Origin of the sequence: Aurantimicrobium minutum (genome assembly GCF_029892845.1) — a bacterium.
In the GTDB taxonomy this organism is placed as follows: Bacteria; Actinomycetota; Actinomycetes; order Actinomycetales; family Microbacteriaceae; genus Aurantimicrobium; species Aurantimicrobium minutum_B.
In genome coordinates, this window is sequence record NZ_JARXVT010000002.1 from 1 (window position 1) to 25,474 (window position 25,474).

At 55.5% G+C, this 25,474-nt stretch carries 26 protein-coding genes; 10 read left to right on the top strand and 16 right to left on the bottom strand.

What is annotated here, in order from left to right:
- Positions 1 to 153: 153 nt before the first annotated feature.
- On the bottom strand, positions 154 to 582 hold the full coding sequence (locus M2118_RS02485; protein ID WP_280794392.1) for a cupin domain-containing protein: 429 nt from the start codon (positions 580 to 582) through the stop codon (positions 154 to 156).
- Between the two features lie 98 nt (positions 583 to 680).
- On the opposite strand from M2118_RS02485, the gene M2118_RS02490 reads away from it, so the two are divergent.
- Genes M2118_RS02490 through M2118_RS02505 form a run of 4 tightly spaced genes read left to right on the top strand, consistent with a single transcriptional unit; the run spans position 681 to position 2,295 of the window.
- The gene (locus M2118_RS02490; protein WP_280794393.1) at positions 681 to 1,079 is read left to right on the top strand and encodes a VOC family protein; all 399 of its coding nucleotides are present in this window, start codon (positions 681 to 683) and stop codon (positions 1,077 to 1,079) included.
- Positions 1,080 to 1,125: 46 nt separating this feature from the next.
- Positions 1,126 to 1,395 carry a hypothetical protein gene (locus M2118_RS02495; RefSeq protein WP_280794394.1) on the top strand — a complete coding sequence of 90 codons (270 nt, stop codon included), beginning with the start codon at positions 1,126 to 1,128 and terminating at the stop codon, positions 1,393 to 1,395.
- Complete coding sequence (locus tag M2118_RS02500) at positions 1,392 to 1,784, top strand: type II toxin-antitoxin system VapC family toxin (protein ID WP_280794395.1); 393 nt, start codon at positions 1,392 to 1,394, stop codon at positions 1,782 to 1,784. The genes M2118_RS02495 and M2118_RS02500 overlap by 4 nt, the downstream gene beginning before the upstream one ends.
- Positions 1,785 to 1,824: 40 nt before the next feature.
- Positions 1,825 to 2,295, top strand: coding sequence for a phage tail protein (locus tag M2118_RS02505; RefSeq protein ID WP_280794396.1), 471 nt, complete (start codon positions 1,825 to 1,827; stop codon positions 2,293 to 2,295).
- Between the two features lie 6 nt (positions 2,296 to 2,301).
- On the opposite strand, the gene M2118_RS02510 is transcribed toward M2118_RS02505, so the two are convergent.
- From M2118_RS02510 to M2118_RS02520, 3 genes are all read right to left on the bottom strand, one after another.
- Positions 2,302 to 2,730, bottom strand: a complete 429-nt coding sequence (locus tag M2118_RS02510) for a cupin domain-containing protein (protein WP_280794397.1) — start codon at positions 2,728 to 2,730, stop codon at positions 2,302 to 2,304.
- An 82-nt stretch (positions 2,731 to 2,812) separates the two neighbouring features.
- The gene (gene katG / locus M2118_RS02515; protein ID WP_280794398.1) at positions 2,813 to 4,975 is read right to left on the bottom strand and encodes a catalase/peroxidase HPI; all 2,163 of its coding nucleotides are present in this window, start codon (positions 4,973 to 4,975) and stop codon (positions 2,813 to 2,815) included.
- A gap of 204 nt (positions 4,976 to 5,179) precedes the next feature.
- Positions 5,180 to 5,623, bottom strand: a complete 444-nt coding sequence (locus tag M2118_RS02520) for a hypothetical protein (protein WP_280794399.1) — start codon at positions 5,621 to 5,623, stop codon at positions 5,180 to 5,182.
- Between the two features lie 96 nt (positions 5,624 to 5,719).
- On the opposite strand from M2118_RS02520, the gene M2118_RS02525 reads away from it, so the two are divergent.
- A complete protein-coding gene (locus M2118_RS02525) occupies positions 5,720 to 6,130 on the top strand; it encodes a pyridoxamine 5'-phosphate oxidase family protein (protein WP_280794400.1) in 411 nt (136 codons plus the stop codon).
- 93 nt (positions 6,131 to 6,223) lie between these two features.
- Here the strand turns inward: M2118_RS02525 and M2118_RS02530 are convergent, their stop codons facing one another.
- The gene (locus tag M2118_RS02530; RefSeq protein ID WP_280794401.1) at positions 6,224 to 6,580 is read right to left on the bottom strand and encodes a DoxX family protein; all 357 of its coding nucleotides are present in this window, start codon (positions 6,578 to 6,580) and stop codon (positions 6,224 to 6,226) included.
- Between the two features lie 135 nt (positions 6,581 to 6,715).
- On the opposite strand from M2118_RS02530, the gene upp reads away from it, so the two are divergent.
- Entirely contained in the window at positions 6,716 to 7,348 is a 633-nt protein-coding gene (upp, locus tag M2118_RS02535; RefSeq protein WP_280794402.1) for a uracil phosphoribosyltransferase, read from the top strand.
- Positions 7,349 to 7,355: 7 nt separating this feature from the next.
- On the opposite strand, the gene M2118_RS02540 is transcribed toward upp, so the two are convergent.
- Genes M2118_RS02540 through deoC form a run of 3 tightly spaced genes read right to left on the bottom strand, consistent with a single transcriptional unit; the run spans position 7,356 to position 10,634 of the window.
- Positions 7,356 to 8,213 (bottom strand): aldehyde dehydrogenase family protein, encoded by an 858-nt coding sequence (locus tag M2118_RS02540; protein WP_280794403.1) that lies wholly within the window; start codon positions 8,211 to 8,213, stop codon positions 7,356 to 7,358.
- Complete coding sequence (locus tag M2118_RS02545) at positions 8,210 to 9,652, bottom strand: aldehyde dehydrogenase family protein (RefSeq protein WP_280794404.1); 1,443 nt, start codon at positions 9,650 to 9,652, stop codon at positions 8,210 to 8,212. Before M2118_RS02545 ends, M2118_RS02540 begins: the two co-directional genes overlap by 4 nt.
- A 7-nt stretch (positions 9,653 to 9,659) precedes the next feature.
- The gene (gene deoC, locus M2118_RS02550; protein ID WP_280794405.1) at positions 9,660 to 10,634 is read right to left on the bottom strand and encodes a deoxyribose-phosphate aldolase; all 975 of its coding nucleotides are present in this window, start codon (positions 10,632 to 10,634) and stop codon (positions 9,660 to 9,662) included.
- 72 nt (positions 10,635 to 10,706) lie between these two features.
- Here deoC and M2118_RS02555 point away from each other — a divergent pair, with 72 nt between their 5' ends.
- A complete protein-coding gene (locus M2118_RS02555) occupies positions 10,707 to 11,558 on the top strand; it encodes a purine-nucleoside phosphorylase (protein ID WP_280794406.1) in 852 nt (283 codons plus the stop codon).
- An 11-nt stretch (positions 11,559 to 11,569) separates the two neighbouring features.
- A complete protein-coding gene (locus tag M2118_RS02560) occupies positions 11,570 to 13,261 on the top strand; it encodes a phospho-sugar mutase (protein WP_280794407.1) in 1,692 nt (563 codons plus the stop codon).
- 3 nt (positions 13,262 to 13,264) lie between these two features.
- Here M2118_RS02560 and M2118_RS02565 read toward each other — a convergent pair whose 3' ends face one another.
- The 7 genes from M2118_RS02565 to argG all read right to left on the bottom strand — a co-directional run bounded on the left by M2118_RS02565 (position 13,265) and on the right by argG (position 21,771).
- On the bottom strand, positions 13,265 to 14,572 hold the full coding sequence (locus tag M2118_RS02565) for a thymidine phosphorylase (RefSeq protein ID WP_280794408.1): 1,308 nt from the start codon (positions 14,570 to 14,572) through the stop codon (positions 13,265 to 13,267).
- Positions 14,569 to 15,000: a cytidine deaminase gene (locus M2118_RS02570; RefSeq protein ID WP_280794409.1), complete on the bottom strand. Its 432-nt coding sequence runs from the start codon at positions 14,998 to 15,000 to the stop codon at positions 14,569 to 14,571. Before M2118_RS02570 ends, M2118_RS02565 begins: the two co-directional genes overlap by 4 nt.
- An 8-nt stretch (positions 15,001 to 15,008) precedes the next feature.
- The gene (locus tag M2118_RS02575; RefSeq protein ID WP_280794410.1) at positions 15,009 to 16,274 is read right to left on the bottom strand and encodes an ABC transporter permease; all 1,266 of its coding nucleotides are present in this window, start codon (positions 16,272 to 16,274) and stop codon (positions 15,009 to 15,011) included.
- Positions 16,271 to 17,536, bottom strand: a complete 1,266-nt coding sequence (locus tag M2118_RS02580) for an ABC transporter permease (protein WP_280794411.1) — start codon at positions 17,534 to 17,536, stop codon at positions 16,271 to 16,273. Before M2118_RS02580 ends, M2118_RS02575 begins: the two co-directional genes overlap by 4 nt.
- The gene (locus tag M2118_RS02585) at positions 17,533 to 19,047 is read right to left on the bottom strand and encodes an ABC transporter ATP-binding protein (protein ID WP_280794412.1); all 1,515 of its coding nucleotides are present in this window, start codon (positions 19,045 to 19,047) and stop codon (positions 17,533 to 17,535) included. The genes M2118_RS02580 and M2118_RS02585 overlap by 4 nt, the downstream gene beginning before the upstream one ends.
- Before the next feature lie 125 nt (positions 19,048 to 19,172).
- Entirely contained in the window at positions 19,173 to 20,246 is a 1,074-nt protein-coding gene (locus tag M2118_RS02590) for a BMP family lipoprotein (RefSeq protein WP_280794413.1), read from the bottom strand.
- A 175-nt stretch (positions 20,247 to 20,421) separates the two neighbouring features.
- Positions 20,422 to 21,771, bottom strand: a complete 1,350-nt coding sequence (gene argG, locus M2118_RS02595) for an argininosuccinate synthase (RefSeq protein ID WP_110234586.1) — start codon at positions 21,769 to 21,771, stop codon at positions 20,422 to 20,424.
- Between the two features lie 76 nt (positions 21,772 to 21,847).
- On the opposite strand from argG, the gene M2118_RS02600 reads away from it, so the two are divergent.
- On the top strand, positions 21,848 to 22,888 hold the full coding sequence (locus tag M2118_RS02600) for a Gfo/Idh/MocA family protein (RefSeq protein WP_280794414.1): 1,041 nt from the start codon (positions 21,848 to 21,850) through the stop codon (positions 22,886 to 22,888).
- Positions 22,889 to 22,891: 3 nt separating this feature from the next.
- Here the strand turns inward: M2118_RS02600 and M2118_RS02605 are convergent, their stop codons facing one another.
- Entirely contained in the window at positions 22,892 to 24,115 is a 1,224-nt protein-coding gene (locus tag M2118_RS02605; protein WP_280794415.1) for an ROK family transcriptional regulator, read from the bottom strand.
- Positions 24,116 to 24,278: 163 nt separating this feature from the next.
- Here M2118_RS02605 and xylA point away from each other — a divergent pair, with 163 nt between their 5' ends.
- Positions 24,279 to 25,472, top strand: coding sequence for a xylose isomerase (gene xylA / locus M2118_RS02610; RefSeq protein WP_280794416.1), 1,194 nt, complete (start codon positions 24,279 to 24,281; stop codon positions 25,470 to 25,472).
- Positions 25,473 to 25,474 lie beyond the last annotated feature (2 nt).

Genomic DNA, 25,474 nt, shown 5'->3' on the forward strand with positions numbered 1-25,474 from the left:
CGTGTCCACTATGTCGTGGAACATCAGGGCGGGTTGGTCGGGGGTGTCCACTATGTCTGGGGACAGGTGTCCACTATGTGTTGGAACCAGACACCCCATCTTCCGCCAAAGAAAATGACCGCCCATCGTGGCGGTCATTTTTGTTTGTCTGAGTTACCAAGGCTTTGGTCGATCCCAATCCACGGTTGCGTCACTGGGCTTGACGCCGAGTTCGCTGCCCCCGGCACGAACACAGATAAATCTGAGCTGATCTGGGCTCTCTGACAGGCAGCGATATGTGCGCATAACATTCTGTCCAACCTTGACCACAGTTCCTGGACCCACTTCAACGACGTCTTCGTCGAGCGCCATCTGGCCACGACCGGTGAGGAAGATGTAAACCTCCTCAACCTCTGCATGGTCATGCCAATAGGCATCTTCTTGGCCTGGAATGAGGGCATTGACAGTGAGGCCGATGTATTGGTTATCGAACTCGTGATCAACCACACGGCGACCTTCCCGAGTGTTGTGATCACTCCACCCGCCAGTGTGGTCACGCCACTGTTCGAGTGCTCCAACATTGACTACTTCGTAGTTGACCATCGACTCCCCTTGAGCTCAAAAGCTAGTAGCGCGAATGTACTCTGCGAGTTGAGAATACTTAACTACCTGGAACATCTTCGCAAAACTAGTCTAAGTAAATGGTTAATTCCCTGTTTGTGAACCTTCCAATTGCCAACCTCAAGAAGTCGGTTGAGTTCTTTACTGAACTGGGGTTCACCTTCAATCCTCAGTTCACCGATGAGCAGTCCACCTGCATGATCATCAACGAGAACATCTTTGTCATGCTGCTCGAGCACGCCAAGTTTGAAAGCTTTATTCAGAAGAAAATTGCTTCCAAGGACACCACCGAAGCAATCCTTGCTTTGTCTTTAGATTCAACTGAAGAAGTGAAGACTCTCACCGAGAAAGCTTTCGCGATGGGTGCCCGCCGATTGAATGAACCCGAAGACATGGGCTTCATGTTCAGCTGGGGCTTCGAAGACCTGGACGGTCACTTGTGGGACGTGTTCTGGATGAACCCTGACCACGTGATGTAGCAAATATCTAGGTGCAACACTCTGCCTTAAGTGTTACACTTACGCTATGCCCACAGCACGCCAGCGTCACATGATTACCGAGACCGAGGAACTTACTCGTGCCCTTGACGCTGCCGCTGCGCTCTGGCCTGCCGACAAAAACAAGCGTGCTGAACTGCTCCGCCACATCATCGACCAAGGGGTAGGGGTTGTGGAATCTCTTGCAGACAAGAAGACAGAGAAGCGTCATGCCGCAATTCATGCCGTTGCTGGATCCATGACAGGAATCTGGCCAGCTAACTGGCGGGAGCATCTGCGCGAAGAGTGGCCTGAGTGATTGTCCTCGACGCCAACGTTCTCATCGCAGCTTTCGATAGTTCTGACCTGCACCACGAGTGGGCAATCACATTCTTGAGAGACACTGCTGCTGAAGAGCTGATGATCTCCACTCTCACCTATGCAGAGATACTCGTTGCGCCTATTCGCGCTGATCGCTTGAAGGAATTCAGGAAGGGTATCGATTCTTTGGGTTTCATCATCGATGACATTGCCTCAGAGGATGCGGAAGATATCGCCAGGCTCCGGTCAGAAACGGGGCTCAAGATGCCCGATGTGATTGTCCTTCACACGGCGCTCAAGCATGCTGCTTCACTTGCTACTGCTGACTCTTCACTGACACGAAAAGCAGCTGCTCTTGGCACCACAGTATTTTCTCCCTCGATCTAGTTCAGATGCAGAGCAGTTCAAACCGTGAGAGGGTACTTAGATGAGTACACCCGTCGACTTCGTCACCGTCTCCTCCGCTGGACTTGAGTCCTCCCCGTGGGCTGACGCACTAGCTGGCCTCCGAGCCAACGAAGCACGCTACTTCAAGAACAAGTACGACCTCGTCTTTGAAACCACTCCCGCCAGCGAAGCACCAGAGCTCGTGGACTATGTGGCCAAGGTCCTGCTTGAGCGCGACATCGTGGTTTCTTCGAAGCCACTTGAGGTCACAGAGATGATGATCGAAGCTGCTGAGGGTCTCACTCGATGGACATACGTGTTCTATGAAAGCGGCCTTGCCATCAACGTTCTCTACACCGTCAACGACAACAAGAAACGTGCCGTGGGCTTCAAGCTCTCAGATGGCATGGAGATCCCTGAAGAGCTGGGCAAGTTCAAGTTCGCTCGAATGAAGTCCAAGCTTGCAGGCACTATTCGTGGCAGCTACTTCGTGGTCAAGGGCGAGTACTAAAGAGCTTTACCAGGGCGCAGCGCGCTCTTCATCCCTTGTTGCATCATGGGGGTAGTTGGTGAGTTCGCTTGCTCCTGCGCGAATGCAGAGCCAGCGAAGCTGGCCATCACTCTCGGGCATTGCTCGCCAGGTTCGCCAGACCCCTTGGCCAACGCGAACAACCGATCCAGGTCCCACGTCCACGATGTCTCCGTCCAGACCCATCTGACCTGTGCCCTCCAGGAAGACATAGAGTTCTTCGATCTCCGAGTGGGTATGCCAATACCCTGCTTGTTCGCCAGGTTCATAGGCGTTGGCTGTCATACCGATGAACTGGTTTGTCATTTCGTGATCGACGACGCGACGACCTTGCCGGGATGTCTGTGGCACAAAGCCACCATAGAACTCACGCCAGCTATCTGGGGAACCAATGTTGTTGACTTCGTATCCGCTCATGGCAACACGTTAGCAATCTCGCTCCCCCAGCAACAGAGAAGGGCACTGGATTCCTCCAGTGCCCTTCTTCTTGTTCTGTTGACTATGCAGTCAGGTCGAAACGATCTGCGTTCATGACCTTGGTCCAGGCAGCGACGAAGTCGCTGACGAACTTCTCTTTCGAGTCGTCCTGAGCATAAAGCTCAGAGTAGGCACGAAGGATGGAGTTCGAACCGAACACGAGGTCAACTCGTGATGCGGTGAACTTCACCTGACCGTTGTTGCGGTCACGCACGTTGTAAAGGTTGCTACCGGCAGGCTCCCAGGCGTAGTTCATGTCAGTCAGGTTGACGAAGAAGTCATTCGTCAGCTGGCCTTCACGCTCGGTGAGAACACCGACCTTGGAACCACCATGGTTGGTGCCGAGGGCACGCATGCCACCGACCAGCACAGTCATCTCAGGAGCGGTGAGGCCCATGAGCTGTGTGCGGTCAAGCATGAGCTCTTCTGCACTAACGGTGTAGTCCTTCTTGAGCCAGTTACGGTAACCATCGTGGATGGGCTCGAGGGGCTCGAAGGATTCAGCATCCGTCATGTCCTGGGTTGCGTCACCGCGACCAGCTGCGAAAGGAACCGTGATGTTGTGGCCGGCTGCCTTGGCGGCTTGCTCAACTCCGAGGTTTCCAGCAAGAACGATGACGTCAGCAACGCTGGCGCCGGTTTCGGCTGCGATGGGCTCGAGAACAGAGAGAACACGTGCCAAACGTTCTGGCTCGTTACCTTCCCAGTTCTTCTGAGGCTCCAGGCGGATGCGTGCACCGTTGGCACCACCACGCATGTCAGAACCACGGTAGGTGCGTGCAGAATCCCATGCAGTGGAGACCATGTCCGAGATAGACAGGCCTGCTGCAGCGATCTTTGCTTTCACAGCATCAACGTCATAGCTGGTGTTTCCTGCAGGAACAGGGTCCTGCCAGATGAGGTCTTCGGCTGGAACTTCTGGGCCAATGTAACGAACCTTGGGACCCATGTCACGGTGAGTGAGCTTGAACCAGGCACGAGCGAATACTTCAGAGAAGTATGCGGGGTCGTTGTAGAAGCGCTCAGAGATGACGCGGTAGGCAGGATCCTTGATCATGGCCATGTCAGCATCGGTCATGATGGGGTTGTATCGGATCGAGGGATCCTCAACATCGACAGGCTTGTCTTCTTCCTTGATGTTGATGGGCTCCCACTGCTGTGCACCCGCTGGCGACTTCTTGAGCTCCCAGTCGTAGGTGAACAGCAGGTAGAAGTAACCGTTGTCCCACTTTGTGGGGTGTGTGGTCCATGCACCTTCAATACCGGAGCTGACGGTGTCGCGACCAATTCCACGGGTGGTGTGGTTCATCCAACCCATGCCCTGCTCAGTGACGTCAGCACCTTCTGGTGAAGGGCCGAGGTTTGCAGCATCACCGTTACCATGCGTCTTTCCGACGGTGTGGCCACCCGCGGTCAGTGCAACGGTTTCTTCGTCGTTCATCGCCATGCGAGCGAAAGTTTCACGAACCTGCTGAGCAGTCTTGAGGGGGTCAGGCTTACCGTTGACACCCTCAGGGTTCACATAGATCAGACCCATCTGAACAGCAGCCAGAGGGTTTTCCATGGTGGAGGGGTCTTCGAGGTTGCCGTAACGAGAATCAGAAGGCGCAAGCCATTCCTTCTCTGAGCCCCAGTAGGTGTCGAGCTCAGGGTGCCAGATGTCTTCACGGCCAAAGCCGAAACCGAAGGTCTTCAAACCCATGGATTCGTAGGCCACGTTTCCAGCGAGGATAAACAGGTCAGCCCAGCTGAGCTTGTTGCCATACTTACGCTTGATGGGCCAGAGCAGACGACGTGCCTTGTCCAGGTTCACGTTGTCAGGCCAGGAGTTCAGAGGTGCGAAGCGCTGGTTACCGGTTCCTCCGCCACCACGACCGTCAGCGGTGCGGTAAGAACCTGCGGAGTGCCATGCCATACGGATCATCAGACCGCCGTAGTGGCCCCAGTCAGCGGGCCACCAGGACTGGCTGTCCGTCATGAGGTTGGTGAGGTCCTTCTTCAAGGCGGCAACGTCAAGCTGCTTCACCTGTGCGCGGTAGTCAAAGCCTGCACCCAGAGGGTTGGTCTTGGTGTCCTGCTGAGACAAGATGTCCAAGTTGAGGGCGTTAGGCCACCAGTCCATGTTCGACTTGCCGGTGGTTGTCTGTGCTCCGTGCATTACGGGGCATTTTCCTGCGGTGTCCACAATTTCTCCTTTGACGTAATGTTTTTCCAGCGTCAGCTGGCATCACTCGCGTAGTCACAAACTACCAAAGAAGAAAGCTCGAAATACAGATTCTTATCAGGCTTCTCTCAGGGTGAACACTGAATTACAGACAGATACCGCCTCTGCCCGGAAGAACTATTTTGCTGAGTACTCAGCCAGTGAAAATCTCGAAGAGACTCAGTACTAGTCCGCTTGGAGAAAGAGCATGTATTGCCCGCCACCTGAGGTGATCTGAGTAGAGACCTTGAGATCAGGCGCGTAACGAGAAAGGCGATCAAGCAACCACTCAGATGCCTGATCAGCATCTTCTTGGCTAGGGCAACGAGCAATAACTTCACGGCCACCCTTGCGTTCCAAACGGTCCACCGTGGCGACGATAGGGGAAGGATCAACGACTAGAAGTTCAGGAGACCAAGCCACTACAGGAGGCTTCTTGCCCTTCATGGTGTTGCAATCACGGTGAGCTAAACGCTCCACCGTGATGACGTTCTTCTTGGACTTCGCAACCGAGAAGCTATCAACGCTGGGACCGCGGTCAGAGTTCACGGAGGCATCGGGATCAACAGGGGTGTCACACAACCAGCAGATCCAGTTGTCGCGGTCGCCTACTTCGTTTAAATCACTCATGGTTTCAGGCTACGCGATGCCAGCATTTCACGAGGAATCTTCAGGTCTGCGCTATAAACTCAAGCCAACCTTCCCTCCAGTAAAGACAGCATCACCATGAGCGAATATCCCATTGATCACCTCGACGACGAAGAGTCGTGGGCGATTATTCAGGCCAACCAGATTGGCCGGATCGCCAGCGCTCGTGAGGGTTCGCCAGATATCTATCCGGTGTCATACCTCGTGCACAACTGGAAGATTTACTTCAGAACCGGTGCTGAATCACGCCTGCGTAAAGAAACTGACGGAAGAGTTGTCGCCTTCGAAGCTGACATACAGATATTGCGACATTTCTCCAGCACAGTCGCTTTAGGCATGGCACGGACCTTGACCAGTGATGAGGCAGCCAAAGTGCTGGACCAACTTCCCATCGTCGAATTTGCTCCCGATAGTGACTACGTCTGGATGGAGATAGAGCCCAGTGAAGTCCGTGGGCGACGTCTCAACGTGATTGACACTAGCCGCTAATTCTTTGGTGCTCACCGAAGACTTGACGATTGCGTGAGGGTTAACTCAGAAAAGCTCCTGCCGAAGCAGAAGCCTTTCTGAAATATCTCTGGGCTAGAAAACCATGTAGCTCGCGAGCAGCACGAGAAGCACTGCGAGCACGATGCTGGGGATTGCGCCCTTAGCGTCGTTGTGACGGAAGTGCCACACAGCTGCACCCACCATGAGCACTGCCAAGCAGATTGCCGCAGTGAGCTGCAGAATACCCAGGCCAACGAGGCCAGGAAGAATCAGGCCAACACCACCGAGGAGTTCGGCCCAACCAATGAGCTTGACGGCGCGAGGGGTGTAGTCCTTGACCCAGGCCATCTTGGGCTCGAGCTTCTCAACGGGCTGGAATGCCTTAGTCGAACCGGCAAAGACGAAAACGATTGCTAACAGCAGATCGAGAATTGAAAGAACAATGGCCATGATTTACCTCCAGTAGTGCGGGTAAATGAGTATTTCCCCCTGCCTCAAGAATAGCGGCGGTAGAACTCTGCAGATTACTCAGAGGCGGTGTTGTTTTCTGGTGAACGGTTATTCGTCTTCAGCTAGATTGAAGCCATGCGTTTACATGTGGCTAACCATCCCCTCATCACCCACAAGCTCACTGTGTTGCGAGACAAAACCACCCCTTCTTCGGTGTTCCGTTCTCTCGCCACTGAGTTGGTAACTCTGCTGGCCTATGAGGCCACCCGTGATGTGCGCGTGGAAGAAGTCACCATTGAGACTCCCGTCACCACCACGCAGGGCGTGATGCTGAGCCAGCCACGACCTTTGGTCGTGCCCATTCTTCGTGCGGGCCTCGGCATGCTTGATGGCATGGTCACCTTGGTTCCTTCTGCTGAAGTTGGCTTCCTCGGCATGGTTCGTGATGAAGAAACCCTGCAGCCCAGCACCTATGCCGAACGCCTGCCTGATGACCTCACCGGTCGTCAGTGCTTCGTGCTCGACCCCATGCTGGCAACCGGTGGTTCGCTGATTGCCGCTATTGAATTCCTGTTCAAGCGCGGGGCAACAGACGTAACCTGTGTCTGTCTTCTTGGCGCGCCTGAGGGAGTTGCAGCTGTTGAAGCAGCAACCGAAGGCAAGAATGTCACCTTGGTTTTAGGTGCACTGGATGAGCGTCTCAACGAGCATGGATATATCGTGCCCGGTCTTGGTGACGCCGGTGACCGCCTGTATGGAACGGTCTAAACAGCCTCTAAATCAGGCTCTTGGTGTGCCAGACGGACTTCACTTCTGTGAAGGCTGTGATCCTGTTGAGGGACGACGCGGGGATTCCCTCAACCGGCGCGAGTGTGCGCATGAGGGTTTCTGCTGCGGCAATCTGAAGCGACGCCCAATCAAGGTTTCCAGCGCCTGCAAGATCGAGAGCATTGATATCTGCGTGAGAGGCCATCCACGGAGCCAACTCTGCTGGACTTCCGGTGATCACATTCACCACACCGCCGGGAACATCACTGGTGGCCATCACTTCAGCGAAGCTGATGGCTGTCAATGGCGCATCCTCTCGGGGAACGACCACAACAGTGTTTCCAGAAACCAGGATGGGGGCAATGGTGGCAACAAGTCCAAGCAATGAACCCGAGGATTGTGGCGCAATTGCTCCTACAACACCGGTGGGTTCTGGAACAGACAGGTTGAAGTAGGGACCAGAGACAGGGTTGGCCTGTCCGGCAACCTGGGTGTATTTATCTGCCCAGCCGGCATACCAAATCCAGGTGTCGATGGCGGCATCGACCTGAGCGGCTGCTTCCTTTGCGGAGGAGCCTTCAACCAGCATGATCTCTTCAACGAACTGTGCTTTGCGGCCTTCGAGCACTTCCGCGATGCGGTAGAGAACCTGACCGCGGTTATACGCGGTAGCACCGCTCCAGCCTGGCTGCGCGGTGCGAGCGGCAACAACCGCGTCACGCATGTCTTTGCGTGAGCCTTGTGCAGCGTTGGCAACGAATTCTCCGGCGACAGAGTTCACTTCGTACACACGACCTGATTCACTGCGGGGGAACTTTCCGCCAATGAAGAGCTTGTAGGTCTTGGGGACAGCGAGACGGCTCATGCTGCACCACCTTCCAGATAAGCAGCCAATCCGGAAAGGCCGCCTTCGCGGCCGTAGCCAGATTCTTTGTACCCACCGAAGGGGCTTGCTGGGTCGAACTTGTTGAACGTGTTGGCCCAGATCACGCCGGCGCGGAGCTTGTCAGCAACAGCCAAGACGCGGCTGCCCTTTTCGCTCCAGATACCTGCAGAGAGTCCATAAGGAGTGTTGTTGGCCTTAGTGATTGCTTCGGCTGGGGTGCGGAAGGTCATCACCGACAACACGGGTCCAAAGATTTCCTCGCGAGCAATGGTGTTACTGGGGGAAACACCAGTAAAGACTGTAGGTGCGAACCAGAAACCCTTGGCTGGGATGTCACACACAGGACTCCAGCGCTCTCCGCCTTCGCTTTCGCCTTGGGCGGCGAGCGCGGTGATGCGATCCAGCTGTTCGCGAGAGTTGATGGCACCGATGTCGGTGTTCTTATCTAGAGGGTCACCCAGGCGCAGAGTGGACAGACGTGTCTTGAGACGGTCCATCACTTCGTCGTGAATGTTCTCTTGAACGAGCAAACGACTACCGGCACAGCAGACGTGGCCCTGGTTGAAGAAGATGCCGCTGACAATTCCTTCAACTGCCTGGTCCAGGGCGGCATCGTCGAAGACGATGTTGGCGCCCTTGCCACCGAGCTCAAGAGTGAGCTTGGTGTTTGTTCCCGCAACGGCGCGAGCAATCTCGCGTCCCACAGCGGTTGAACCGGTGAAGGCAATCTTGTTGATGTCGGTGTGGTTGACAAGAGACTTACCTGTTTCTCCAGCACCGGTGATGATGTTGACCACACCTGCTGGAAGATCTGCCTGCTGGCAGATTTCTGCAAACAGCATGGCGGTCAATGGAGTGGTCTCAGCAGGTTTCAGAACCACCGTGTTTCCTGCGGCGAGCGCGGGAGCAATCTTCCAAGCCAACATGAGCAGGGGGAAGTTCCAGGGGATGACCTGTGCTGCAACACCGAGGGACTTGGGGTTTGCTCCCAAGCCAGCGAAGTCGAGCTTGTCTGCCCAACCTGCATAGTAGAAGAACCAGGCAGCGACCAGAGGAATGTCCACGTCGCGGGTTTCCTTGATGGGCTTTCCGTTGTCGAGTGTTTCCGCAACCGCAAGCTCACGTGAGCGCTCCTGGATCAGGCGTGCAATGCGGAAAAGGTACTTTCCACGATCAGCACCGGACATCTTTGACCAGACTGAGTCATAGGCAGAACGTGCTGCACGGACAGCCACGTCAACATCTGCCTCGGTGGTGGTGCTGAAGGTTGCAATGGGTGCCTCAGTAGCTGGAGAGATGCTGGTGAAGTTCTCGCCTCTGCCCGCAACGAACTTTCCGTTGATAAAGAGGCCGTAGTGCTCATTGAGGTTCAGAATCCCGGTGGATTCTGGCGCTGGTGCGTAGTCCATGAATGACATGTGATTCCTAATCGAGAGTGACGTAATCGGCACTCGAGTAGTGACCCGAGGCAAGTTTTTGGCGTTGGAGGAGAACATCGTTGAGCAGGCTTGAGGCGCCGAAGCGGAACAGGTGTGGCACGAGCCACTCTTCCCCGACGGTCTCTGCAACCACGACGAGATACTTGATGGCGTCCTTCGTGGTCTTGATTCCACCGGCAGGCTTCACGCCAATACGTTGACCTGTTGCGGCATACCAGTCACGCACAGCTTCCAGCATGAGCAAGGTAACCGGCAAGGTGGCGGCAGGTGCAACCTTGCCCGTTGAAGTCTTGATGAAGTCTCCCCCAGCAAGCATGGCGAGCCAGGAAGCTTTGCGCACGTTGTCATAGGTGACCAGTTCACCGGTCTCCAGGATGACTTTGAGGTGAGCGTGAGTTCCGTCGGCACGACGGCAGGCCTCTTTCACCGCCACAATCTGCTGGAAGACGGTCCACCAGTCCCCTGATAAGAAAGCTCCGCGGTCAATGACCATGTCGATCTCATCTGCACCAGCAGCAACTGCTTCTTGGGTGTCAGCGATCTTGATGGCCAGAGACGAGCGTCCGCTGGGGAATGCGGTTGCAACGGCAGCAACAGAAACTTTGCCCTGGTCGGGGTCGCCATGCATGTCACCGAGTGCCTCAACAGCGGTGGCAACCATATCCCCATAGACACAGACTGCGGCAACTGTGGGTGTGGAAAGGTCCCCCGCATCGGGAACGAGTGCTTTGGCCACCAAAGTGCGCACCTTGCCTGGAGTATCAGCACCCTCAAGCGTGGTGAGGTCAATCAGCTTGATAATGGTGTCGATTGCCCACGCTTTAGATGACGTCTTGATGCTGCGAGTGCCCAAATCGGCTGCTCGGGCTTCGAGGCCAACAGCGTCAACACCGGGCAGAGCTCGAAGAAAGTCCGCAAGTGATTCTGCGGTGAGATCTGACACTGCTGGGATAGAACGCATCTCTCCACACTACTGGGAGAAACCCCAGTTCGAGCCGGATGTTTACTCATATCTGGTGGCTAGGATGAGTCAATGGATTCAACGCTGAACAACCCAGACGAACTTCTCAACCCCCTCTCCAACCCTGTCGTGGACCCGTTCGAGATAGCCCGCGAAGCAGCAGCTCAGATTGCAGATAAAACAGGCGTAGCCAAGCACGATATTGGTCTGACCTTGGGTTCTGGCTGGGGCAAAGCAGCAGATTTGATGGGCGAAACCACAGCCACCATTGACGCTGCCGAGATTACTGGTTTCAGTGCTTCCGCCGTCGTGGGCCACTCCGGAACCTTACGCAGCATCTTGCTTCCTAGCGGAAAGCGTGCATTGGTTATTGGTGCTCGCACGCACTACTACGAAGGCCACGGCGTGCGCCGCGTGGCCCACAGCGTGCGCACGGCAGCTGCGTGTGGTGCCACCACCATGGTGCTGACAAACGGTGCCGGTGGCATCAAGCCCACCTGGAAGCCAGGAACCCCCGTACTCATCAGCGACCATATTAACTTGACCGCGGATTCTCCACTTGAGGGCGCGACCTTCATTGACCTCACTGACCTGTATTCATCCAGACTGCGCGAGCTTGCTCGCACGGTGGACAGCAGCCTCGATGACGGTGTCTACGTCCAGTTCCGTGGACCACACTATGAAACTCCTGCCGAAGTGCAGATGGCCAAGGTTCTCGGCGGCCACATCGTGGGAATGTCCACGGCGTTAGAGGCGATTGCTGCCCGCCAGGCAGGAATGGAAGTTCTGGGACTCTCCCTCATTACGAACCTTGCTGCCGGAATTTCAGAGAACCCTCTTTCTCACAAAGAGGTCCTCGAAGCGGGCGCAGCTGCAGAAGGTCGCATCAGCGAGCTACTCGCCCGCATCGTGGACAAGCTCTAGAAAGTCCCACCATGACAACGGTGCACGAGTATCACTCCGAGGTTCTGGCTTGGCTGGAGCAAGACCCTGATCCCGAAACAGTGGCGGAACTGCGAGCGCTTCTGGATGCTGCTCAAGCTGGCGACGAACATGCACATGCTGAGATCACTGATCGCTTTTCTACTCGCTTGAGCTTTGGAACTGCTGGTCTTCGTGGTGCCATTGCTGCAGGTCCGAACCGAATGAACCGGGTTGTGGTGATTCAAGCAGCAGCCGGCTTGGCCCGCTATCTGCTTGCGAATGCACGCGAAGGAAAGACTCCCAGTGTGGTCATCGGTTTTGATGGCCGAAAGAACTCTGAAGTATTTGCTCGCGACACAGCAGAGATTATGTCGGGTTTGGGAGTTGAGGCATTGTTGATGCCCCGCATGCTTCCCACCCCTGTTCTCGCCTTTAGCGTTCGTGAACTGAATGCCAGCGCTGGCGTCATGGTTACCGCTAGCCACAACCCTGCTGCAGACAATGGCTACAAGGTCTACCTCGGCGGAGATGACCAGGGTTCACAGATTGTCTCCCCCGCCGATGCTCATATTGCCGAGCAGATAGACATCGTTGCTGCCCAGTTGAACGTGGGCGAGCTTGCTCGTGGACCCTTCAGCACCATTGCTGAGTCAGTCATTGAGAACTACATCTCCCAGACCGCTCTGGTTACAGAGACTTCTGCGCCATCAGCACAGCCCCACTTTGTCTACACCGCCATGCACGGCGTGGGCTATGAAACCTTTGCCGCAGTAATCTCCCGTGCTGGTTTTGCAGCACCTGAAGTAGTTGCTGAACAAAACATTCCAGATGCCACCTTCCCCACAGTGGAGTTCCCTAACCCGGAGGAACCCGGCGCACTGGACCTGGCCTATGCATTAGCTCGAAAGACCAATGCTGAGCTCATCGTGGCTAACGACCCGGATGCGGATCGTTTGGCTGTGGCCATCCCTGACGAAACAGCAGTCGAAGGCTATCGACGCCTCACCGGTAATGAACTCGGCGCTCTGCTGGGATGGCGAACAGCCCGTGAGCTTTCCATCACGAACAAGCTAGGAACCCTGGCCTGCTCCATTGTCTCCAGCCCCGCACTCTCAGCAGTTGCTGAACACTACGGCCTGGACTTTAGATGGACCCTCACCGGTTTCAAGTGGGTTTCCCGTGTTGAGAACTTGGCCTTCGGCTACGAAGAAGCCCTGGGCTATCTGGTCAACCCCGGCACTATTCGAGACAAAGACGGCATCTCTGCTGCCGTTGCTCTCTTGAGCATTGTGAGCGAACTGAAATCACACGGGTCAACCTTGAGTGACCACCTCGATGAGTTCAGCATGACCTTTGGTCACTTTGCGAGTGACCAGATTTCACTCCGAGTTTCTGACCTGTCAGAGATTCCTCGCCTGATGACGAGTCTGCGTTCTTCGCATCCAGTGAGTATTGGTGGGATTGCAGTAGCAACCGTCGATGACCTTCTCGAAGGAAACTCCGATTTCCCACCCAGTGATGTGCTGAGATTCTGGCTGGAAGACGGTTCCCGCATTATGGTTCGCCCCAGCGGAACCGAACCAAAGCTCAAGGTCTATATCGACGTGGTTTCTCGCGAGGGTGAATTAGCCCAACGCAGAAATGACGCAGCACAGAGGCTCACTGCCCTCGCTCTCGGGATGAAAGAGCTTCTCGGGCTCTAAGTTCTATTCAGCTGTGATGCGCTCAGCAATGAGTGAGGTGCGGGGCACGAAAGAGCTGGCATCACCAATGACATAGGCGCCTTCAACTGCTTCCAACGCACGCTCAAAGCGTGCGGCGTCGTTGGCATAGAGGGTAAACAAGGGGTCGCCCTTGCGAACCATGTCGCCAGGCTTGGCGTGGAGATCAATACCTGCTGCGTGGATCACCGCATCTTCTGCACGAGCACGGCCGGCACCCAAACGCCAGGCAGCAATGCCGAACGGAAGTGCTTCTTGGTGAACCAGCATGCCATCACTTTCAGCACGAACCACGTGTGATTCAGAAGCGGTGGGCAGTGCTGCATCAGGGTCTCCACCCTGAGCAGCAATCGTGGCTCGCCACGAATCCATCGCTTTGCCGTTGCGGAGATTCTCCGCGACGTCCACATCATGCATGCCAGCCATGTTGAGCATTTCTGTGGCCAGGGCCACGGTCAGCTCGATGACGTCAGCGGGACCACCACCTGCCAATACCTCAACAGATTCACGAACTTCATTGGCGTTACCAATGGTGAGACCGAGAGGAATATTCATATCGGTCAGCAATGCTGTGGTGTTCACGCCGGCATCTGTGCCGAGGGCAACCATGGTGCGGGCAAGTTCACGAGATCGTTCTATGTCTTTGAGGAATGCGCCAGAACCGAACTTCACATCGAGCACGAGGCTGTCTGTTCCTTCAGCAATCTTCTTGCTCATGATGCTCGAAGCAATCAAAGGAATTGCTTCGACGGTTGCGGTGATGTCACGCAGGGCATAGAGCTTGCCGTCGGCAGGAGCCAGGCCAGAACCAGCAGCACAGATCACACCGTTGAGCTCCGCTAGCTGGTTGAACATCTCTTCGTTAGAGAGGTGAGCACGCCAGCCAGGAATGGATTCCAGTTTGTCTAAGGTGCCACCGGTGTGACCGAGGCCACGGCCAGAGAGCTGTGGCACTGCCACACCAAAAGAGGCAACAAGCGGCATCAGTGGCAGGGTGATCTTGTCTCCCACGCCACCAGTGGAGTGCTTATCTGCTGTGGGACGGTTCAGCGCTGAGAAGTCCATGCGCTCACCCGAGGCAATCATAGCCATGGTCATGTCTTTGATTTCTCGACGGTTCATCCCGTTGAGAAAGATAGCCATGGTCATTGCAGACATCTGTTCTTGAGCGATGAAGCCTCGGGTATAGGCATCAATCATCCACTGGATTTGCTCTGTGCTGAGTTCACCTTTGTCTCGTTTGATTGAGATGAGTTGAACGGCATCGAAGGGCTCGATTGTGGGGGTACTCATGACTTGTCCTTGGATTGTGCGTTGTAGGCATCGAGCTGGCGAGGACCGAAAGCATCGGGCAAGACCTCATCGATGGTCTTGAAACCGGACACGGTTTCTAGGACCATGCCTTCGGTCGAGTGTTCGAACAGGAGCTGACGGCAACGACCACAGGGCATCAGGATCTCCCCGTTGCCATCAACACACGTGAAGGCGACGAGCTTGCCACCTCCGGTGGCATGCAGCTGGGAAACCAGGCTGCACTCAGCACACAGGGTGAGGCCGTAAGAAGCGTTCTCCACATTGCAACCAGAGATGATGCGGCCGTCATCAACAAGTGCCGCTGCTCCCACCGGGAAGGTGGAGTAGGGAACATAGGCATTGCCCATGGCGGCTGTGGCAGCACTGCGCAGCGCAGCCCAGTCAATGGCTGTGTTGTGTGAACTCATCTGTGTTCCTAGCTCTTGGTATACGGCTTGCCCGCAGCTGCAGGGCCGCGAACGCGTCCCACAAAACCGGCAACGGCGAAGATGGTGACCACGTAGGGCAACATCAGCATGAACTCGCTAGGAACGGGCGAGCCAATAATGGACAGAACGTTCTGTAGGTTGCTGGCAAAGCCGAAGAGTAAGGCGGCCAAGGTTGCTCGGATGGGATCCCAGCGACCAAAGATGACGGCGGCGAGGGCGATAAAGCCGGCACCTGCCGTCATCTCTTTCTGGAAGGCACCCACAGAGCCGAGGGTGAAGTAGGCACCACCAATACCGGCGATAGCGCCTGCGAGCGCAACGTTCCAGAACCTGGTTGCTGCCACGTTGATACCGACAGTGTCGGCAGCCATGGGGTGCTCACCCACTGAACGCAAGCGCAGACCCCACTTGGTCTTGAACAGGGCATAGGCGACAACGGCCACGATGATGTACATCAAATACACAATCAGGGTCTGTCTAAACAGCACAGGACCAATGATCGGGATCTGGCTCAAGACGGGAATGTCGATGCGATCAAAGCGAGGTGGGGAGTTCAATACCGCAGTGTTTTTGCTCAGCACCTGGGAATACAAGAAGCTGGTGAGGCCCAGGACAAGAACGTTGAGAACCACACCCACAATGACTTGGTCCACCAAGTACTTGACCGAGAAAGTGGCGAGGACGAAGGACACCAGCATGCCGGCAACCATCGCAGAGACGAGACCCAGGTAGGGCGATCCGGTCAAGGTGGCAACCATCGCCGACACGAAGGCTCCAGCTAAAAGCTGGCCTTCGATGGCGATGTTGATCACACCGACGCGCTCAGAGATGATGCCACCCAGCGCACCAAAGATCAGAGGAATACTCAGGCCGACAGTGCCCAGCAAGAGACCAGGAATCAGGATGGAGCCATCAGCACCTGCCCAGGTGAGGAAGCCCACCATGAAGAAGAAGCCGAAAGCACTGATCATCCAGATCGGGGATGACTTTCCTTTATTGGAGAAGAAGAAGCTGAGAACCGTCATTGCAAATAACAGGGCCGTGACAAAGATTCCGGTTCCCAGTGCAGGAAGGTCAATGGCTGGGAGCTGAATGAAGTCAGATTCAGTTGAGAGTCGGAAGTTGGTACTTGCTCCCGTGTTCAACAGAATGAAAATCACAAAAGAAACAACGGTGAAGATACCGAAGGCAATGGGAGCCTTCCAGCTCTTGAGTACCACGGTGGAGGTGACGGGAGTCGTTGTCTGGCTCATCGTGTCACCGCCTTTACTCGAGGGCGTCGTAAGGAGACAGGCTTGGGTTCCCCGGCAGGAACGGGAAGCCTAAACAGCGCGCGAATAAGCGGTGGTGCCGCAATGAAGAGCACGATCAGCGACTGCACAACAAGCACGATGTCAATGGGGATTCCTTCAGCGGCTTGCATGGCAAAACCACCAGCTTTGAATGCTCCGAAAAGAATTCCGGCAAAGAACACGCCCCAAGGCTTGGCTCGACCCAGCAACGCAACGGTAATGGCATCGAAGCCGATACCCGCGTCAATACCGGAGCTGAAGCCAGCAGGCACAACACCGAGTACTTGAATAACGCCGGCAACAGCAATGAGGCCGCCCGAGAAAAGCATCGCGTAGATATACATGCGGTCCACACGAATACCCGCAAAACGTGCTGCATTCGGGTTCTCACCGACAGCGCGGAACTGGAAGCCCAGGCTGGATCGAGAAAGAAGCCAGGCAACAAAAATGGTGAGAGCAATGACCAGCAGGAAGCCTGTGTTGAGGTTATAACTTGGGCCCAACAATTTTGGCATCACTGCTGTTTCCAAAATTGGTGCCGTCTTGGGGTTATTGGAACCTGGAGCCTGAAGGAATCCTTGGGTGCGCAGCATCCAAGAGACCAGATAGAAGGCAATGTAGTTGAGCATGATGGTCACGATGACCTCGTGCGCACCTGTACGCGCCTTGAGCACACCGACGATTCCGGCCCAGAGAGCTCCACCAATGATGCCGGCAAGGACAGCAACGATGAGGTGAATCACAGGAGGAAGCTGCCAGGTGAAGCCGACATATCCGGCACAGGCGGCAGCAATGAGCATCTGGCCACGGCCACCGATGTTGAACAGACCAACCCGGAATGCCAGAGCAACACCGAGACCGGCCACGATCAATGGCGTAGCAAAGGTGAGGGTCTCCGTCAGAGGCTTGATGCCGGTGGCGAATTCAGGGCGACGGAAGTTATACACCGAGCCTTGGAACAACGAAGAATACGCACCAAAGATGGAATCCCAGATTGCTTGGAATGTTGAGGTGGGGCGGGCTGCGAAGTACCCCACGGCCTTGTGAACGCCGGGGTCCGTCACGGCAATCAAGATTGCTCCAACCACGAGCGCACTGAGCACAGAAAGAATCGAGATGACGACGCTGCCGCCGAGCATTTCTTTGAGGGCAATGTTCCAGCGAGAAGGTGGAGCAATCTCTGTGGTGGCAGTATCTAGTGCGTCAGGGGTCTTCTTGCTCATGCTGCTACTCCTGCAGGTACTTCGCCAGCCATCATCAAACCAAGAACAGCACGGGGAGTGTCAGCGGGCACGATCCCCACAATGCGTCCCCGATACATCACAGCAATACGGTCTGCCAGTGCAACAACTTCATCGAGTTCACTTGAGACAACCAAAACCGGGATGCCGCTGTCGCGGGTCTGAACAATGCGCTTGTGAACAAACTCAATCGATCCCACGTCAATACCGCGAGTGGGCTGAGCCGCAACAAACAACTTCAAGTCACGGCTGAGCTCACGGGCCAACACAATCTTCTGCTGGTTACCACCAGAAAGCTGTGATGCCTTCGAGGTGATGCCTTGAGAACGAACATCGAACTCTTTCGAGGTTTCAGTCGCAAATTCTGTCAGCGTCTTCAGCTGCAGTGCCCCTGCTCGAACAAACGGTGCCCCGTGTGAACGGTCAAGCATGAGGTTCTCTGCGATGGTGAAACTTCCAACAAGTCCGTCTTCAGTTCTGTCTTCTGGAACGAAGCCAACGCCTGCGTCAAGGATGTGGCGAACGGACTTGCCCACGAGCGATTCACCGTCGAGAGAAATAGATCCCGAGACGTGGTGTGCCAAGCCCATGATTGCTTCAGTGAGTTCTGTTTGGCCGTTTCCTTGAACGCCAGCGATACAGACAATCTCACCCGCACGGATAGTAAAGCTGACGTCGTTGACGACTGCCATGCCTGTGGGATCAAGAACAGTCAACGACTCAACGACAAGTGCATCCGCACCGAGTTTGGCTGGACCCTTGTCAACCTTGAGCTGAACTGCACGGCCCACCATCATTTCGGCAAGCTCGGTGTTGGTGGCTGTTGGGGACGCCTCACCCACTACTTTGCCCAAACGAATGACAGTAATCTCATCTGCAACTTCACGGACCTCACGAAGTTTGTGAGTGATGAAAATGATGGCGGTTCCTGAATCACGCAACTGTTTCATGATGACCATGAGCTCATCGGTTTCTTGCGGAGTCAGAACAGCGGTTGGTTCGTCGAAGATAAGGACTTGCGCATCACGAGCAAGTGCTTTGATGATTTCCACACGCTGCTGAACACCCACGGGAAGATCTCCCACAAGAGCGTCAGGGTCAATATCAAAACCGAAGCGAGAGCTGACGTCAAGGACGAGTTGGCGGGCAGCTTCAATATCTAAGCGCCCACCGCGAGTGGTCTGTTCGTGGCCAAGCATCACATTCTCGGCAACGGTAAATACGGGGATCAGCATGAAGTGCTGGTGAACCATTCCGATACCGGCCGCCATTGCGTCGCCAGGTCCGGAGAATTGTTGGACAACATCGTCCAGAAGAATCTCACCCTCATCTGCTTGATACAAACCGAAGAGGACGTTCATGAGGGTCGACTTACCTGCACCGTTTTCACCCACGAGGGCGTGAATCTTGCCTGGCTTGGCAACAAGGCTGATGTGGTCGTTCGCAGTCAGTTGGCCAAAACGCTTGGTGATGTTGCGCAGTTCGAGCTTCATTGATCTCACAACTTCGTGAAGGACTAAAGGGTGGTCTTTGATTCTAAATGACCACTGTGGGAAAGAGTGGGTGAAACAGTTTGGGGAGGCACCGCCGAAGCGGGCCTCCCCAAACCTGTGGTGAATTACTTAGGTGATGAAGGAGAAGTTACCTTGATCGAACCGTCGTTGATTCCCTTGGTGATGGCATCCAGCTGGCTCTGCAGGTCAGGGTTTACCTTCGATGCGTAGTCGTGGAATGGTGCCAGGCCAACGCCGCCGTTGGCAAGGGTGCCAACGAATGGTGCGCTGCTGAACTTGCCGTCAGCAGCTGCGATGGTGACGTCAGCAACACCAACACCGACCTGCTTGAGAACAGAGGTCAGGAACATGCTCTTGATATCAGGTGCAGTGACGTATGCGTCAGAGTCAACACCGATGAGAGGAATGTTCTTGCCGGAGTCCTTGATTGCCTCAGCTGCGCTCAGGAAGATAGGACCACCAACGGGGAAGATAACGTCAGCGTTCTGGTCGATAAGACCCTGTGCTGCGGTCTTAGCCTCAACACCTGCTGCGAATCCACCGGTGAAAGAACCGGTCTGTGCTGCAACGTCCCAACCGACAACCTTGACGGAAGCCGAGTTCTGCTCGTTGTAGTAAGCAACACCATCAGCGAAACCATCCATGAAGATGGTGACGGGTGGAATCTGCATACCACCGAAGGTTCCTACAACACCAGTGGTGCTGTAGCTAGCTGCGGTGTAACCAGCAAGGAATGCTGCCTGAGCAGTGTCGAACAGAATGGGCTTGACGTTGTCAGCGGTGATGCTGCCATCGTCAACAATGGCGAAGTTGATCTCAGGGTTTGCTTCAGCAGCAGACTTGGTTGCGTCTGCAAGGAGGAAGCCAACGGTGGTGATCAAGGTGCAACCCTGGTCAACGAGGCTCTGGATGTTGGGAGCGAAGTCAGTCTCTGCAGCTGACTCGACGGTGATGGGGGTTACACCCAGTTCGTCAGAAGCTGAGGTCAGACCCTCAAAACCTGACTGGTTGAACGACTTGTCGTCGAATCCACCGGAGTCAGAAACCATACAAGGCAGTGCGAGGCTGCCGCCGTCGGCTGCTTCGTCTGCGGGTGCGCTTGCGCAACCGGCCAAAAGGGCAACAACACCCAGCGCTGCTGCGCTGCTGATGGCTACCTTACGAGAAAAAATTCCCAATGTGTCCTCCAAATACGAGTCCCCATACAGGTCGCATGAGGTAGTGACTACGTTACTTGAAACGACGAAAATCGCTACCGATCAGGTTCTTCAGACCGGATAAGTTACACAAAAGAAATATTGAGATACGGAATCAGTCGTTTATACCCAAACGAACGACGATTTACTTCCGTTTCTACTTCTTCTTTTCGAGCGCAGCAGCCTTGAGGTCACCCATCAGAACAGCAGCGCCACCTTCAACAATGCCCTGAGCAGCGTATTGCTCAAGACGCTCACGTGAGTCAGCGATGTCGAGGTTGCGCATGGTCAGCTGACCAATACGGTCTTCAGGACCGAAGGCCGCGTCTTCGACGCGTTCCATCGAGAGCTTGTCGGGGTGGTAGCTCAAGGCAGGACCTGCGGTGTTGAGGATTGTGTAGTCGTCACCTCGGCGCAGGCGCAGGGTCACTTCACCGGTGACGGCAGAGCCAACCCAGCGAACAATGGATTCACGCAGCATGAGTGCCTGAGGGTCGAACCAGCGACCTTCATACATCAAGCGACCCAAGCGACGACCCTCAGCGGCGTAGTTAGCCAGTGTGTCTTCGTTGTGGATGGCGTTGAGCAAGCGTTCGTAGACGATGTGAAGCAAGGCCATTCCAGGAGCTTCATAGATGCCGCGGCTCTTGGCTTCGATGATGCGGTTCTCCACCTGGTCAGAAATACCCAGACCGTGGCGACCACCAATAGCGTTGGCTTCCATCACGAGTGCGACGGGGTCGTCGTAACGCTTCCCGTTGATCGAGACGGGACGACCTGCTTCAAAAGCAATGGTGACCTCTTCGGTCTTGACCTCGACATCGTCGCGCCAGGCAGCAACACCCATGATGGGTTCCACCAGATCAAGGCCCTGGTCGAGGTGCTCGAGCAATTTAGCTTCGTGCGAAGCACCCCAGATGTTGGCGTCAGTTGAATAGGCCTTCTCTTTGGAAGCGCGGTAAGGGAGGTCGCGCGCAAGCAGCCATTCGCTCATCTCGTGACGACCACCGAGTTCGTTGACGAAGTCAGCGTCGAGCCATGGCTTGTAAATACGCAGGGCAGGGTTTGCCATCAGGCCATAGCGATAGAAACGCTCGATGTCGTTGCCCTTATAGGTCGACCCGTCACCCCAGATGTCGACGCCGTCTTCGTGCATCGCACGAACCAGCATGGTGCCGGTGACGGCACGGCCCAAAGGAGTGGTGTTGAAGTAGGTCTTGCCCGCGGTGCGAATGTGGAATGCACCACACTGCAGTGCAACCAGGCCCTCTTCCACGAGAGGTCCGCGGCAATCGATCAGGCGAGCAATCTCTGCACCATATTCGAGTGCACGACCGGGAACGCTGTCGATGTCTGGCTCATCTGCCTGACCGAGGTTGGCGGTGTAGGTGCAGGGAATGGCGCCCTTTTCACGCATCCAGGCAACAGCAACAGAGGTGTCGAGACCTCCAGAGAAAGCAATACCGACGCGCTCGCCAACGGGCAAAGAAGAAAGAACCTTAGACATGCCTCAATTCTAGTTGTGCCTACACAACCCCACGTTGTTCGCCTAGCATGAGCTACACCCCCGACTTCAAGGACCAATGATGCTTCCTTCTTCTCTCCCTGCGCCCCGCCTGATTGACCCCGCTTCGGTTACCCCGCTGCGCTGGGGAATCATCGGCCCTGGTGGCATTGCAGAAACCTTTGCGGATTCTGTTCACAAGCACACCACCCAGCGCATCGTTGCCGTGGCATCGCAAACACCTGGCAAAGCAGAAGCCTTCGCCACTCCTCGCGGCATCCCCCATGCACTGACCTCCTATGACGCTTTGGTCAACCACCCTGAGGTGGACGTTGTGTATGTGGCAACGACTCATCAGTTCCACAAGGCTCACGCCCTGCTCGCAATTGCCGCTGGCAAGCACGTGCTGGTGGAGAAGCCCCTTGCCACCAACCCCACCGATGCCAAGGTGATTGCAGATGCTGCCAAGGCAGCTGGCGTTCTCGCCATGGAAGCCATGTGGACTCGTTACATCCCCCAGTCAGATGTGATGCGTCAGATCTTTGCCGACGGCATCTTGGGAGACATCTCCTTCGTGCTCTCTGACTTTGGTCAAGACCTCCGTCACGTTCCCCGCTTGATGGATCCTGAAGCAGGTGGCGGTCTTCTCGACCTCGGTATTTATAACTTTGCGTTCAGCTCATTTGTCCTCGGAAATGCCTCGAGCATCCAGACATCGGGTTCGCTCACCTCAACCGGTGTTGATGAAACCACCACCTCTGTCTTGAGCTACGCCAATGGAGCACAAGCTGTCGTCACCGTCACGATGGCTGCCTTCACCCCAACCGCAGCCTCTATCTCTGGTTCTGTAGGGCGCCTCAACATTCACGAGCCCTTCTTCACGCCCAGCGGGCTGAGCCTGTTTGCTTCTGAGTTCAACCCCACTCCCGTTGCCACCTGGCGTGATGAGACCGGAGTTCCTGCCCACGAAGGCCTCAGCTATCAGGCAACGGCGTTCTCGTCATTCCTGGATCAAGGCTTGACTGATTCGCCACTGCGTCCTCTGGCTGAAGCCATCAGTGACAATGCGTTGATCTTTCAGGCACGCCACCAGATTGGTGCCGTGCTGACAGGAGAGTAGTTCTTACTTTCCTCGCGCAGGGAAGAGCTGCGTAATCGCAGGCTCTGCCAGCAAGGGCGCAATAGGTAATCCAGCTGCACCAATCATCAACAGGTTGGGACCGAGCTCAGCAGGCTTCACCAAGAGACGATCTTGTGGTGCTGTCAGGGTGCTCCAGCGGAAACGGCTGAGCAGTCGATCACGGTCATAGGAATACAGGACACCTAGATACCCAGCGAGAAGAACGATCTCCGGGTTAAAGATGTTGACGTAGTTGCCGATTGCAATGGCTAGTGCATCAATCTGAGATTCCAGAAGCTTTTGCACCTTCGCTGTTACAGGCTTTGAAAGCACTTCTTCTAGCTCAGCATCATCTGCGCTTGAAATCTTGAGCGCTGCGAGAAGATCATCGCGCTGGACCAAAGACTCCAGTGTTCCCTGAAGACCGGAATAGTCTTCCCGGGGTGAGTCAGAGATCCGAACGTGTCCGAGTTCTCCGGCATATCCTGCAGCACCGCGCAACAGAAGTCCGCCGTGAATCACGCCGCCACCAATACCGCCGGCACCACCGAAGAGATACACAATCTCGCTGAAGCCACGGCCTGCACCCAGATCGCGTTCGGCGATGGAACCCAAGCTGGCGTCGTTATCGATGAAGACAGACAGGCCGGTCTGTTGGTGCAGCATGCGGGCGAAAGGAACCTCGACCCAGTTGAGGTGGGGGGCGAGGCGAACAACGCCGTCCTCGACTCGGATCTGTCCTGGGATGGCAACACCGATGCCCGCAATACGGAATTCAACTGGCAATTGGGTTCGCAGCTCGGCAATGAGCTTGGTGGTTGTTTCCACCGAGACGCTGGCACTGGGCACTGTGGAGTGAGGGTGTCGAACCTTGGTGATGACTTTGCCCGAGAGCGTGACGACACCGACGGTGGTGGCATCTGTCTCAGGGTTGACGGCAAAAACAACAACTTCGTCAGAGAAGGACACCATGAGTGAGGGTCGACCAACACCCTGCGTGGCACTGGCTTCCGACTCCACAATGAGCCCAAGTTCTTGGAGTTCGGTCACCAGGTCAGAAATCGTAGAACGGTTCAAACCGGTTCGCTGAGTCAGGGCAGAACGGGACATCGTGCCGAACTGGCGCAGCAATCTCAAAATCGCCGACAAATTGTGCTGGCGTACTTGTTCCCTGTTGCTGCCAACGGTTGAGGCACCACTGTGCGGTTTTGCTGTGGGTGGTGTCATCGGCCTTTTCTCTCCGTGTGAAGTATCTCCAACATATTCTGCCCTCTAAACAACAAATTCGTAACACCGAGTGTTTTCGAGTTGACAAAGGAATGTGGTCGGGGTCTATATTGTTCCCTAAGGCAACAAATACACAACCCCACTTTCTTAAGGACTACCGACAATGTCGTCATTGACTCCCACCCGCGAAGACAAATTCTCATTCGGCCTCTGGACCATTGGCTGGTCAGCACAGGACCAGTTCGGTGGCCCCACTCGCCACAACCTCGACGTTGTCGAAGCTGTAGAGAAGCTCGCTGAGCTCGGCGCTTACGGTCTCACCTTCCATGATGATGACCTCTTCCCCTTCGGCAGCACCGACGCTGAGCGTCAGAAGCAGATCGACCGCCTTAAGCAGGCCCTCGCCGACACCGGCATCATCATCCCGATGATCACCACCAACTTGTTCAGCCACCCCGTCTTCAAGGACGGCGGCTTCACCAGCAACGACCGTGGCGTTCGCCGCTTCGCTTTGCGTAAGGCGTTGCGCAACCTTGACCTCGCTGCCGAGATGGGCGCCAAGACCTTCGTCATGTGGGGTGGTCGCGAAGGTGCTGAGTACGACAGCGCCAAGGACATCCAGGGCGCACTTCAGCGTTACCGCGAAGGCGTCAACCTGATGACTGCCTATGTCAAGGACAAGGGCTACGACATTCGCTTCGCGATTGAGCCCAAGCCCAACGAGCCTCGTGGAGACATTCTTCTTCCCACCGTGGGTCACGCCATGGCGTTCATCAACACTCTGGAGCACCCTGACCTCGTGGGTCTGAACCCCGAGGTTGGCCACGAGCAGATGGCTGGTTTGAACTTCACTGCAGGTATTGCTCAGGCAATCGAGCACGGCAAGCTCTACCACATCGACCTCAACGGCCAGAAGGGCGTCAAGTTCGACCAGGACCTCGTCTTCGGTCACGGCGACATCCTCAATGCCTTCTCTCTCGTTGACCTCCTTGAGTTCGGTGGCCCTAACGGTGGACGTTCCTACAACGGTCCTCGCCACTTCGACTACAAGCCCAGCCGCACCGAAGACTTCACCGGTGTTTGGGATTCTGCCGCTGCAAACATGCGCATGTATCTCCTCCTCAAGGAGCGTGCAGCTGCATTCCGTGCCGACCCCGAGGTCAAGGCAGCACTGGAAGCATCGCGTGTGGCAGAAATCCACACCACCACCTTGGCTCCCGGAGAGACCTATAACGATCTCCTCGCAGACAACGCGTCCTATGAGAACTTCGATGCAGACTCCTACTTCGACGGCCGTGGCTTTGGTTTCGTGAAGTTGAACCAGCTCGCTATTGAACACCTCATGGGTGCCCGCTAACC